Origin of the sequence: Amycolatopsis pittospori, assembly GCF_013870525.1 — a bacterium.
Taxonomy (GTDB): domain Bacteria; phylum Actinomycetota; class Actinomycetes; order Mycobacteriales; family Pseudonocardiaceae; genus Amycolatopsis; species Amycolatopsis pittospori.
This window is the reverse complement of the sequence record NZ_JACBXD010000023.1, coordinates 56365-68586: the sequence shown is the minus strand read 5'-3', so window position 1 is coordinate 68586 and position 12222 is coordinate 56365. Positions and strand designations below refer to the sequence as shown.

The window sequence follows — 12222 nt, the reverse complement described above, 5'->3', positions numbered from 1 at the left end:
CGCGTGGGAGTACTGGTGACCGGAGCGACGCGCGGCATCGGCCGGGCGATCGCGCGGGCCTTCGCGGAAAAGGGCGACCGGGTCGCCGTCCACTACGTCGCGAACCAGGAGGAGGCCGAGCGGACGTTCGCCGGCCTCCCGGGTTCCGGCCATGGCCTGGTCCGGGGTGATCTCTCGGATCCCGAGGGGGCGCAACGGATCGCCGACGAGGCCGAGTCTCTTGTGGACGGTGTCGACGTCCTGGTGAACAACGCCGCCGTCGCGACCTCGCCCGCCACCGCCCATCCGGTCGCCGAGGTGTCCTATGCGGACTGGCAGCGGATCTGGCGGCGGACGATCGACGTGAACCTGCTGGGCACTGCGAACGTGACCTACTGCGTGACCCGGAACATGCTCGCGCGCGAGGCTCCCGGCCGGGTGGTCAACATCGGTTCCCGGGGCGCTTTCAAGGGGGAGCCCGACTTCCCGGCGTACGGGGCGAGCAAGGCCGCGCTGCATTCGCTCGGGCAGTCGCTCGCGGTCTCCCTCGCCCCGCACGGGATCGCGGTGACCTCGGTCGCGCCCGGCTTCACCGCCACCGACCGGGTCGCCGGCCGCCTCGAAGGCGAGAGCGGCGAAGCCCTGCGCGGGCAGAGCCCGTTCGGCCGGGTCGGCACGCCGGAGGAGGTCGCGGCCGCGGTGCTCTACCTCGCCTCGGCCGAGGCCACCTGGGCGTCCGGCGCGATCCTCGACCTCAACGGGGCCTCGCATCTCCGGATGTGAACTGGATCACCCATGCAGCAAGGACGGCTTCCCGTGCGTCCTAGGAACGTGCACAAGCTGGGTAAGGTCCTTGTCGCCGTTCTCGCGGTGGGCGTTTTCGCCGGGACGGCGTATGGATACTCGACGGTGAGCTCGCTCGACGGCATCACCCGCGAGGACGTGATCGAGTCCCCCGAGCCCGGTGAACAACCCGCCGACGGTTCGCTGGACATCCTGCTGGTCGGCCGCGATTCACGGACCGACGAGCACGGTAACCCGCTGCCCCCGGAAATGCTGCGTGAGCTGCGGGTGGGCGCGAACGGCGACGACCTGACCGACACGCTCATCGTGCTCCGCATCCCCAACGGCCAGAAGGCGGTGAAGGCCTTCTCGATCCCGCGCGACTCCTGGGTCTCGGAGCCGGGGACGAAGGACAAGACCAAGATCAACGGGATCTTCGGTCACGCCAAGTTCGCCTCGGCGAGCCAGCAGCGTGAAGCGGGCAAGACCGACAAAGCGGAGATCGACAAGGTGGCCATCTCGGCCGCGCGGAAGGCGACCCTGAAGGCCGTCGAGGACCTCACCGGCGTCAAGATCGATCACTTCGCCGAGGTCAACCTGCAGAGTTTCTACGACATCAGCAAGGCCGTCGGCGGGGTCGAGGTGTGCTTGAAGCGGGACACCAAGGACGTCAAGTCCGGTGCGAACTTCAAGGCGGGGAGGCAGACGATCCAGGGCGCCGACGCGCTGGCCTTCGTCCGCCAGCGGGAGGATCTGCCCCGCAGCGACCTCGACCGCGTACGCCGTCAGCAGGTGTTCCTCGCCGGGCTGGCGAAGAAGACCCTTTCCGGGGGCACTCTGGCCAACCCGGCCCGCGTCTCCGAACTGATCGACGCGGTGAAACGTTCGGTCGTGCTCGACGGCTCGTGGGACCTGTTCGACTTCGTCCGGCAGATGCAGGGCGTCACCGGCGGCGGCATCGCCTTCGAAACGATCCCGGTGGTCAACCCCGACTACCGCTACAACCCCAGGCAGCCGACCGCGACCGCGGTGCAGGTGGATCCCGCCCAGGTGCGGGCCTTCGCCGCTTCGCTGATCGGTGTCCAGCCCGCCACCCCGCAGGCGCCCGCCGGTCCCACGGTCGACGTCCTCAACGCGAGCGGTAAGGACGGTCTCGCCGCCCGCGTCTCGAATCTCTTGGGGGAGAAGGGATTCGGCAAAGGGGAGACGAAGAACGCCGACGCCGTGCGCCGAACCTCCACGGTCCGCTACAGCGACGCGGCCGAACGCGGCGCGGAGGTCGCGAGGCTGCTGGGCGGACTGACCGCGCAGCGGGACGATTCCGTTCCGGCGGGCCATATCGAGGTCGTCCTCGGGCAGGTCTACAAAGGACCGGGTTCGTCCTCGGGTGGCGGGGGAGCGGCCGGTCAGGGTGACCAGCCGATCACCCCCGACGGTGAGGGCTGCATCGACTGACGCTCAGTCCAAGGTGCCGGAAGCCTCGGTGACCGAAGCACCCGGTCGCCACCGTTCCCGGAGGGCCACGAGTTCCGGCAGCGAGGCCTCGCCGGTGATCTCCAGCGCGGCCAGCGGCGGAAGGGCGGCACCGGAGTCGAGCAGGCGCCGGACCTGGCCGTGGTCCAGGGTGAGCACCCGCAGCGAGGTGAGTTCGCCGACGCGCTCCAGTTCGGGGACGTCGAGTTCGGCGAGGTTCAGCCTGACGAGCCGGGGGAACGCGGTCAGCGAGTCGAAGGCGATCGGATGCTTCACCCCGGTCAGGGAAAGACTCCACAGGGTGGGATGCCCGGAGAGATCGACTTCCGCCGCTTCGACGCTCACCGCTTCCAGCGCGGGAAGCCCGGACAGGTTCACGGCGACGGACTCCGCGCGGTTGACCCGCAGATGCCGCAGCGACGAAAGCGGGTCAAGGACCGCCAGATCCACCGCACCGGGATCGTTGAGGTACAGCTCCTGGACGAGCTCCGGATCGGTGACCGCGCCGACGTCGGTCGTCTCGGTCATCACCTGGTCGTAGGCGCGGTCGGATTCCTCGTGGAAGGCGGCGTCGGCGATGAGGCGCCGCGAGTCGGGGTCGTCCTCGAACTCACCCGCCCGCAGTGCGCGGATCACCTCCTCCAGCATCGCGGTGATCGACGGCGCGACGTGGCGGATCGGGCCCCAGATGTTCCGCCCGTACTCGAGAACCTGGCCGCTGCTCCCGTTTTCCGCCGGGTCGAGGTCGACGGCGAGATGGTCTCCCGCGTGATCGCCGCCGAAGGTGACCCACCAGTCGTTGCGGGACAAGCGTTTCACCCGGCCGGCGGGCGGCGTCTCGAAGACGACGCCGTCGTCGGAGACGGCCTCCTGCCAGCCGTGCACGCCGGGGCGGCCTTCGAGGTACTGCGCGACGATCCTGCCGAGCTGATCGTGGGCGTACCGGCCGAGGAGCCCGGTCTCGTCGTCCCAGTCGGTCACGCGGTAGAGGGCGCGAAGGTCTTCGGGCAGTCGCGCGCCGATCCGTTCCTCGGCCTCCGCGAGTTGCTCTTCGGTGAGGCCGGGTTGCCAGACCGGGGCACGGCCCTTGATCCCCTCGTACAGCGCGGAGAATTCCGCCGTCAGCGCGGTGACGCGGGCCAGCACGGCCGGATCCGTCGGGGCGCCGGTCGGCCGGGACCGCTCAGGCAGCGGCATCCCCGGCAGCGGATGCCCCGGATAGCGGAAATCCTGGTCGAACACGAGCCACGCCGGCGACAGGCCGCCGACGTCCGGGGTGGCCAGGTAGGTGTACTCGCCGGTGCGGCTCAGCCGGAGTTCGTAGATCGAGGTCGGCAATCGCCGGAACAGCGCCGCCATCTCCTGCCAGTCCGGGCTGAGATACGGCTCGGCGTCGGACGACGCGTGCACCGTGTAGCCGTCGGAATTGTTCTGCACACGCAGCACGGCGTCGGTCCACGGCGAATTCGTGCTGTTCCGCAGCAGTTTCGCGAGCGAGCGGGCGACGTCCCCAGGGTTCATGTGGGGAAACCTATCGTCGCTTCGACCCTTTCGGCCCTGCCGGTCCGCGATCACCGTCGGATAGTTTGGGCGGGCCGAGTTTGATCAACTTGAGTAACTGGGGAGTTACCGATGTCCGCATCGATTCGTCATGCCCGAAGAACGGTCCTGGGGGCCGCGCTGCTGGCCGGGGTGGTGCTCGCGACGGCTCCGGCCGCGCAGGCGGTACCGGGACAGGAGTTCGTCAAGACACCGACCGACGCGCTCACGTCGCTGAATTCGGTGGGTGACTTCGCCACCACGGAAACCGGGAAGGCCTGGGCCGTCGGCTCCGGCTGGTCGGCCGCCGAGATCGCGACGTGGGACGGCACGGCATGGCAGCCTGAACAGATCCCGCAGTTCTACGGCGGTTTCAGCGGCGCTGTCGCCCTGGACGACACGAACGTCTGGGCCGTCGGAACGAGCTACGACGCCAACAACGACAGCAGGCCGGAGGCGCTGCACAGCGACGGCACGACCTGGACCCGGACCGCGATTCCGGAGGTCCCGGAGAAGATCGCCCGGTTGAACGACGTCGCCGCCGACGGCGCGGACAACGTCTGGGCGGTGGGCTCGGCCGGGATCGACGCGGTCCAGCGGCCCAACGCCGACTCCCGGCCGTACGTGGTGCGCTGGGACGGCTCGTCCTGGCAGGAGGTCGCGGTGCCGGTTCCCGCCGGCACCCGGCACGCCTCGCTCGCGTCCGTGGCCGTCCGCGGCCAAGAGGTCTGGGTAGCGGGGACCGCCTACCTCCGTCTCGACAACGGCGAGGAGCGATACCAGGCGCTCGTGGAGCGGTTCGACGGTACACAGTGGACGATCGTGCCCACCGCGCCCGAACCCGGTGCGCCGGACTTCCTGCGCTTCGCCAACCGGATCGCCATCGGGGCGGCAGGCCAGGTGTGGCTGGCCGGGCAGGCCGACATCGACCAGCTGATCCAGCGCTGGAACGGTTCCGCCTTCGAACGGGGACCGGAACTGCCTCCGGAGCTGCGGACCCCGACCAGCAGGGGTGGTGCGCTGAGCGTCGACGACACCGGCAAGGCGTGGGTCTCCAGTGCCAGGTCCGACAGCGGAGGCGGGGGCCACCGGCCCCTCTTCGGCGTCTGGGACGGTGACAGCTGGAACGACGTCCCGGTGGCCGATCCGTCGCTCGCCGGCAACGGCGGGGTGATCACGACGAGCCGGTCCGGCGGGGTGATCTGGGCGTTCGTGACCAGCTTCACGTCCGGGCCCCCGGTGATCCTGCGCGCCGAGGGATAGCCGTCGAACGGTTGGAGCCGCTCAGCCGAGCGGCTCCAACCGGACCACGATCGCCTTCGACACCGGGGTGTTCGACTTGTCCGCCACCGAATCCAGCGGCACCAAGGCGTTCGCCTCGGGGAAGTACGCCGCGGCGCAGCCTCGTGCCGTCGGATAGGAGACCACGCGGAAGCTCGGGGCCCGCCGGTCGCCGTCCCGCCATTCCGAGACGAGGTCGACCATCGCGCCGTCGGTCAGGCCGAGCGCGGCCACGTCCTCGGGATTGACCAGCACCACGCGCCTGCCGTCCTCGATCCCGCGGTAGCGGTCGGAAAGGCCGTAGATCGTGGTGTTGTACTGGTCGTGGCTGCGCATCGTCTGCAGCAGCAGCCTTCCCTCGGGAACCGCGGGATATTCGAGTTCGGAGACGGTGAAGTTCGCCTTGCCGTTCGCGGTCCCGCTGAACTGCCGGGAGTCACGCGGCGCGTTGGGGAGGACGAACCCGTCGGGCTCGCGGACGCGGCGGTTGTAGTCCTCGCAGCCCGGGACGACACGCGCGATCCGCTCGCGGATGAGGTCGTAGTCGCCGGCGAAGTCCCGCCACGGGACGGCGTGCCCGGTGCCGAGCAGCGCTTCGGCCAGGCCGCAGATGATCGCGACCTCCGAAAGCAGGTGGTCGCTCGCCGGGTGCAGCCTGCCGCGCGAGGTGTGCACCTGCGACATCGAGTCCTCGACGCTGACGAACTGCTCGCCGCCCGCCTGGACGTCGCGTTCGGTGCGGCCCAGCGTGGGCAGGATCAACGCGGTCTTGCCGGGGACGACGTGCGAACGGTTGAGCTTCGTCGAAACGTGCGCTGTCAGCGAGCACGACTTGAGCGCCCGCTCGGTCAGGTCCGTGTCCGGGGTGGCGGAGGCGAAGTTGCCGCCGACGGCGAAGAAGACCTTGCCGCCGCCGTCGCGCATCGCGCGGATCGCGGCGACGGTGTCGAAACCGTGCTCGCGCGGGACCTTGATGCCGAACTCGTCGTCGAGACTGTCCATAAAGGACTCCGGCATCTTCTCCCAGATGCCCATCGTCCGGTCGCCCTGGACGTTGGAATGCCCGCGCACCGGGCACAGTCCCGCACCCGGCTCGCCGATCATGCCGCGCATCAGCGCGAGGTTCGCGACCTCGGAGATCGTCTGCACCGCGTGCTTGTGCTGCGTCAGGCCCATCGCCCAGCAGTAGATGGTCCGCTCGGACGTCGCGATCATCCGCGCCAGGCGCTCGATCTGCTCACGCGGCAGCCCGGTCGCGGTGCCGACCTCGGTCCAATCGATCTCCTGAAGGTGCTTCGCGTAGTCGTCGAAGCCTTCGGTGGTGGACTGGACGAAGTCGCGGTCGACGATCGTGCCCGGTGTCTCCTGCTCCCACTTCAGCAGGAGATGCCCGATCGCCTGGAACAACGCGAGGTCGCCGCCGAGCCGGATCTGCGCGAACTCGTCGGCCAGCGGGGTGCCCTTGCCGATCACGCCGCGGACGTTCTGCGGGTTCTTGAACCGCATCAGACCGGCTTCGGGCAGCGGGTTGACGGCGACGATCCGGGCGCCGTTGCCCTTGGCCTCCTCCAGCGCGGACAGCATGCGCGGATGGTTCGTGCCGGGGTTCTGGCCGACGACCACGATCAGGTCGGCCTTGTGGATGTCCGCGAGCGTCACCGACCCCTTGCCGATGCCGGTGGTGGCCGCGAGCGCGGCGCCGGAGGACTCGTGGCACATGTTCGAGCAGTCCGGCAGGTTGTTGGTGCCGTAGGAGCGCACGAGCAGCTGGTAGAGGAACGCGGCCTCGTTGCTGGTGCGGCCGGAGGTGTAGAAGATCGCCTCGTTCGGGTCGCTCAGCGCGCGGAGTTCGTCCGCGACCAGGGAGAACGCGTCGCCCCAGGAAATCGGTTCGTAGTGCGACGCGCCATCGCGCAGCACGAACGGTTCGGTGATGCGGCCCTGCTGACCGAGCCAGAAGTCGGTCTTGTCCGCCAGATCCTGGATGGAGTGCTCGGCGAAGAACTCGCGGCCGACCTTGCGTTTGGTCGCCTCCTCGGCGACGGCCTTCGCGCCGTTCTCGCAGAACTCGGCGAGCTTGCGGTGCTCGCCGTCGACCTCGCGCGGCTCCGGCCAGGCGCAGCCGGGACAGTCGAAGCCGTCCCGCTGGTTCAGCAGCCGCAGCGTCTTCACCGTGCGCGCGGCGCCCATCTGCTCCATGCCGCGCATCAGGGAGACGGCGACCCCGGGAATCCCGGCCGCCCAGCTCTTCGGCTTTCCGACTTCGAGCTGGGTCTCGTCAACGTCGTTCGCGGGTGCGTCGCGGGTCATGGCTCCATCGTGCGCTTCGTCGCCGCGACGCGCGACCGAGGGGTCAGGCGTTCGTGACGATCCGGCCGATCTGAGCCTCGTCGAACGGGAACCACGGTGTCTCGTTGACCCCGCGCTCCTGCAGCTGGTTCACCGTCACCGCGACCACGATCAGCACGACCAGGCCCACGATCGCGGCGATCCCCGGCCACCGGCTCGACCCCGGCGCGCGGTAGCCGCCACCGGCCGCGCCTGCCGCCTTGCGCTGCCTGCGGCGCTTCTTCTTCAGTTCCTTCTTCGCGCCCAGCCAGGCGTCGAGCTCGGCGTGCTTCTGCCAGTCCGGATCGACCAGATCCGGATGGGTCTCGATGCGCCGGTCTTCTTCGTCCATGTGGCCAGGTCCCCCGGTGATCGTGATGCGCCGCCGAATTCCACCGGCCACCTTACCCGGACGGCTCCGGGGTTACGGCCGGTGAGGAACTCGATAGAGGGGGTTCGTAGACTTGTCAACTGTGACCGAGAACGCCCAGCAGCAGCAGACCGACCTACCGGGTACCTGGATCCCGGCCGACGAAGAAGCCTCGCTCTACCAGTCTTGGGTAGACGCCGGGTACTTCACGGCCGACCCCACGTCGGACAAGCCGCCGTTCACGGTAGTCATCCCGCCGCCGAACGTGACCGGTTCGCTGCACATCGGGCACGCCTTCGAGCACACCCTGATCGACGCCATCACCCGCTACCACCGCATGCTCGGCGACGAGACGCTGTACCTGCCGGGCATGGACCACGCGAGTATCGCGGTCCACGCCCTGGTCGAGAAGCAGCTCCGCGAGGAAGGCACCAGCCGCCGCGAACTCGGCCGCGAGGCCTTCGTCGAGCGCGTCTGGCAGTGGAAGCAGGAGCACGGCGGCAGGATCCTCGCCCAGATGAAGCGCCTCGGCGAGGGTGTCGACTGGACCCGCGAGCGGTTCACGATGGACGACGGCCTGTCCAAGGCCGTCAACACGATCTTCAAGAAGCTCTTCGACGACGGCCTGATCTACCGCGCCGAGCGGCTGGTCAACTGGTCGCCGGTGCTGCGGTCGGTGCTGTCCGACGCCGAGGTGATCCACCAGGAGGTCGAGGGCGAACTCGTCTCCATGCGCTACGGCGACGGAGAGAACGCGATCGTCGTGGCCACCACCCGGATGGAGACGATGCTCGGCGACACCGCCGTCGCCGTCCACCCGGACGACGAGCGCTACACGCACCTCATCGGCACCGAGGTCGAGCTGCCGCTGACCGGCCGCAAGATCCCGATCGTCGCGGACAAGCACGTCGACCCGGAGTTCGGCACCGGCGCGGTCAAGGTGACGCCCGCGCACGACCCGAACGACTTCGAGATCGGCCAGCGTCACGACCTGCCGATGATCACGATCATGGACGAGCAGGGCCGGATCGACGGCACCGGCACCGAATTCGACGGCATGGACCGGTTCGAGGCCCGGGTCGCGGTGCGCGAGAAGCTGCGCGAGCAGGGCCGCATCGTCGCCGAGAAGCGTCCGTACCTGCACAGCGTCGGGCACTCGGAGCGCTCGAAGGAGCCGATCGAGCCGCGTCTGTCGCTGCAGTGGTTCGTCAAGGTCGGCCCGCTCGCGAAGGCCGCCGGCGACGCGGTGCGCGACGGCCGGGTGAACGTCCACCCGCCGGAGATGGAGAAGCGCTACTTCGACTGGGTCGACAACCTGCACGACTGGTGCATCTCGCGCCAGCTGTGGTGGGGCCACCGCATCCCGGTCTGGTATGGCCCGAACGACGAGGTCGTCTGCGTCGGACCGGACGAGGAGCCGCCCTCGGGCGAGGGCTGGACCCAGGACCCGGACGTCCTCGACACCTGGTTCTCCTCGGGCCTGTGGCCGTTCTCCACCCTCGGCTGGCCGGAGAAGACGCCGGATCTGAACAAGTTCTATCCGACGTCGGTGCTGGTCACCGGCTACGACATCCTGTTCTTCTGGGTCGTGCGGATGATGATGTTCGGCCTCTACGCCACCGGCGAGGCGCCGTTCAAGACCATCGCGCTGCACGGCATGGTCCGCGACCAGTTCGGCAAGAAGATGTCGAAGACCGCGGGCAACGGCGTCGACCCCATCGAATGGATGGACAGCTACGGCACCGACGCGCTGCGGTTCACCCTCACGCGGGGCGCCAACCCGGGCACCGACGTGCCGATCGGCGAGGAATGGGTCGCGGGCTCCCGGAACTTCACCACGAAGCTCTGGAACGCCACCAAGTTCGCGATGATGAACGGCGCGGACGCGAACGCCCCGATGCCCGCTCCCGAGCAGCTCACCGAGGCCGACCGCTGGATCCTCGGCCGGCTCGGCAAGGTCGTCGGCGACGTCACCGGTCACCTGGCGGACTACCAGTTCGCGAAGGCCACGGACACGCTCTACCAGTTCACCTGGACCGAGCTGTGCGACTGGTACCTGGAGCTGTCGAAGGTCCAGGTCTTCCAGGGCGACGAGGCCCGCGTGACGGCGACGCGCGCGGTGCTGGGCCACGTGTTCGACACCGTGCTGAAGCTGCTGCACCCGTTCATCCCGTTCATCACCGAGAAGCTGTGGAAGGCCCTGACCGGCCGCGAATCGCTGGTCATCGCCCCGTGGCCGGTGGCGGACGCCACCTACGCCGACGCGGTGGCCGACAAGCGGATCGCGGACGTGCAGAAGCTCGTCACCGAGGTCCGCCGATTCCGCGCGGACCAGGGCCTCAAGCCCAGCCAGAAGGTGGCCGCGCGGCTGTCCGGCGACGGCTTCACCGAGATCACCGGACACGACGAACCGATCCGCTCGCTGGTCCGGCTCACCCGGCCCGAAGAGGGCTTCGCGCCGAGCGCGTCGATCGAGGTCGGGCTCTCGGCCGGCGTCGTCACCGTCGAGCTGGACCTGTCCGGCACGATCGACGTCGCCGCGGAGCGCAAGCGCCTGCAGAAGGACCTCGGTGCCGCGGAGAAGGAACTGGCGCAGGCCGAGGCCAAACTCGGCAACCAGGCCTTCATCGACAAGGCGCCGGAGCAGGTGATCGGGAAGATCAAGACCCGTAAGGAGACCGCGGTCGCCGACATCGAGCGCATCAACGCCCGGTTGGCGACGCTCCCCGCCTCCTGAAAAGCGCGCTATGAAAGACCCGTTACTTGCAAAATTTGCAAGTAACGGGTCTTTCATTGCACGCGGGGAGGGTCAGCGAAGGTGACGGAGGATCACTCCGGCCACGCCCGCCATCCCGGTCCGGTACGGGTGATAGGCCGCCGCGGCGAGCAGCTTCGTGTGCTGCCCGTTGATCCACGCGGCGCCCTTCGGCGCGCAGGCGTCGTGCCCGGCGGAGGGCCCGAAGGTGTCCACGAAGAACGCGTAGCCGTCGTCGGCGACGGCCTTCTCGATCGCCGAGTTCAGCGCCTTCTCGACGTCGTTGAGCCACGCGTAGTCGCCCTCCGCGAACGGCAGGATCTTGGGACAGTAGCCGGATTCCGGCGCGATCCGCGGGTAGCCGATGACGAGCACGTCGGCCCGCGGTGAGCGGGCGTGGATTCCGGCGAGTACCTGTTCGACGTTCTTGCCGGTCTGGGCGACCTTGGCCTTCATCATGTCGACGCCCTCGACGGTGAACTTGTCCTGGCACGGATTCCCGGTCGGATCGCTCGCCCGCAGCGACGGGCAGGTGCCGACCAGCGTGCCGAAGACGTCGTAGTCGTTGCCGCCGATACCGACGGTGACCAGGTCGGTGTCCGTGCGCAGGGCGCTGAACTGCGCCGGGTTACGGCCGAGGAACACGCTCTGCGGCTGCGTCATGTTGGTGGTGTCCGCGCCGCCGCAGCTGATGTCGGTGTACGAGCGGACCCGCAGCGCCGAGGCGAGGAGCGCCGGATAGTTCTGCGTCGATTTGCCGCAGCCCAGGGGATCGAGACGGGGGAGCGGGATGAGCGGTCCGGAGGTGTAGGAATCGCCCAGCGCGACGTAGTTCCGGTAGGACCGCTCGGCGGCGGCGCCCGCGGTGGCTGAGCCGATCAGCAGGACGACGGTCGAGACGGCCGCGAAGAGGACACGTCTGTAGCGCATGAGGACCCCGATCTCCGAGCTGGCTGGCCTCTCAAAAATGAACCGGATCCAGCGTGGTCGGCGCCGCCGATCGGGTGGTCGGATGCCATCTTCACCCGCTTGGGGTGTCAGATCGGGTGATCGTCTTCCGGCTTGCGGTAAACGAGGAGGTACCGGAAGAAGAGCAGACTCCGGACCTTGCTCCCCGGCAGCAGGCGGGCCGCGTCGCGCCGGATCCGGTTCATCGGCGGGAAGGCCTCCACGATCGGCGCCGTCGGCAACGGATCGGTCCCGCCGTTCAGCCGCTCGCCCGCGTAGACGATCACCCGAGCCAGCGCGTTCACCGGGGTGGCGACGACGGCGCGGGCGTAGTCGGCGGGCGTGCTGGGTCTGCCGAGCCCCAGCACGGCCAGCACCCCGCCCGGGACCAGCGCGTCCCGCAGCTTCGTGACCGTGTCGAACGGCACATGGTGCAGCGAGGCGAGGCAGGAGATGAAGTCGTAGGCCTCCTGCGGCAGCTTCTCGGTGACGACGTCGGCCTGCCGGTAGGAGATCGTCCCGGGACCGGGTGACCCGGCCGCGCGGGCGAGGTCGATCATCGGGCCGGACCGGTCGATGGCCTCGACGTACATCCCCGTCGCCGCGAGCCGCCGGGCGAACCGCCCGCCGCCACAGCCGACCTCCAGCGCCATACCCGGGCCGGGAGGCAACTGGTCGAGCAGCAGCGGGTGGTAGTGGTCGTTGTGGTTGAACCCCATGCGTCGAGAGTGCCAGGAAAAGCCGCACGTAGACTCGTCGTGACAGG

At 69.1% G+C, this 12222-nt stretch carries 9 protein-coding genes; 4 read left to right on the top strand and 5 right to left on the bottom strand.

The features are described from left to right. The first annotated feature begins 3 nt into the window (after window positions 1–3). Window positions 4–762: an SDR family NAD(P)-dependent oxidoreductase gene (locus tag H5J31_RS15560; protein WP_328701497.1), complete on the top strand. Its 759-nt coding sequence runs from the start codon at window positions 4–6 to the stop codon at window positions 760–762. A 48-nt stretch (window positions 763–810) separates the two neighbouring features. After that, on the top strand, window positions 811–2217 hold the full coding sequence (locus H5J31_RS15555; protein WP_181773280.1) for an LCP family protein: 1407 nt from the start codon (window positions 811–813) through the stop codon (window positions 2215–2217). A gap of 3 nt (window positions 2218–2220) precedes the next feature. Here the strand turns inward: H5J31_RS15555 and H5J31_RS15550 are convergent, their stop codons facing one another. Further along, window positions 2221–3756, bottom strand: a complete 1536-nt coding sequence (locus tag H5J31_RS15550) for an SMI1/KNR4 family protein (RefSeq protein ID WP_181773279.1) — start codon at window positions 3754–3756, stop codon at window positions 2221–2223. 111 nt (window positions 3757–3867) lie between these two features. On the opposite strand from H5J31_RS15550, the gene H5J31_RS15545 reads away from it, so the two are divergent. Then, window positions 3868–5037, top strand: coding sequence for a hypothetical protein (locus H5J31_RS15545; RefSeq protein ID WP_181773278.1), 1170 nt, complete (start codon window positions 3868–3870; stop codon window positions 5035–5037). Between the two features lie 21 nt (window positions 5038–5058). Here the strand turns inward: H5J31_RS15545 and H5J31_RS15540 are convergent, their stop codons facing one another. Both H5J31_RS15540 and H5J31_RS15535 read right to left on the bottom strand, forming a co-directional pair. Beyond that, window positions 5059–7365, bottom strand: coding sequence for an FdhF/YdeP family oxidoreductase (locus H5J31_RS15540; RefSeq protein WP_181773277.1), 2307 nt, complete (start codon window positions 7363–7365; stop codon window positions 5059–5061). A gap of 43 nt (window positions 7366–7408) precedes the next feature. Further along, window positions 7409–7735 carry a hypothetical protein gene (locus H5J31_RS15535; RefSeq protein ID WP_181773276.1) on the bottom strand — a complete coding sequence of 109 codons (327 nt, stop codon included), beginning with the start codon at window positions 7733–7735 and terminating at the stop codon, window positions 7409–7411. A 121-nt stretch (window positions 7736–7856) separates the two neighbouring features. On the opposite strand from H5J31_RS15535, the gene H5J31_RS15530 reads away from it, so the two are divergent. Then, on the top strand, window positions 7857–10490 hold the full coding sequence (locus H5J31_RS15530; protein WP_181773275.1) for a valine--tRNA ligase: 2634 nt from the start codon (window positions 7857–7859) through the stop codon (window positions 10488–10490). 72 nt (window positions 10491–10562) lie between these two features. Here H5J31_RS15530 and H5J31_RS15525 read toward each other — a convergent pair whose 3' ends face one another. Next, window positions 10563–11438, bottom strand: a complete 876-nt coding sequence (locus H5J31_RS15525; protein WP_181773274.1) for an SGNH/GDSL hydrolase family protein — start codon at window positions 11436–11438, stop codon at window positions 10563–10565. Window positions 11439–11545: 107 nt separating this feature from the next. Then, window positions 11546–12175 carry a class I SAM-dependent methyltransferase gene (locus H5J31_RS15520; RefSeq protein WP_181773273.1) on the bottom strand — a complete coding sequence of 210 codons (630 nt, stop codon included), beginning with the start codon at window positions 12173–12175 and terminating at the stop codon, window positions 11546–11548. Between the last annotated feature and the right edge of the window lie 47 nt (window positions 12176–12222).

Coding starts and splice junctions, on each gene's coding strand:
- H5J31_RS15540 (WP_181773277.1), bottom strand. CDS start 7,365: ATGACCCGCGACGCACCCGCGAACGACGTTGACGAGACCCAGCTCGAA.
- H5J31_RS15535 (WP_181773276.1), bottom strand. CDS start 7,735: ATGGACGAAGAAGACCGGCGCATCGAGACCCATCCGGATCTGGTCGAT.
- H5J31_RS15520 (WP_181773273.1), bottom strand. CDS start 12,175: ATGGGGTTCAACCACAACGACCACTACCACCCGCTGCTGCTCGACCAG.
- H5J31_RS15525 (WP_181773274.1), bottom strand. CDS start 11,438: ATGCGCTACAGACGTGTCCTCTTCGCGGCCGTCTCGACCGTCGTCCTG.
- H5J31_RS15550 (WP_181773279.1), bottom strand. CDS start 3,756: ATGAACCCTGGGGACGTCGCCCGCTCGCTCGCGAAACTGCTGCGGAAC.
- H5J31_RS15545 (WP_181773278.1), top strand. CDS start 3,868: ATGTCCGCATCGATTCGTCATGCCCGAAGAACGGTCCTGGGGGCCGCG.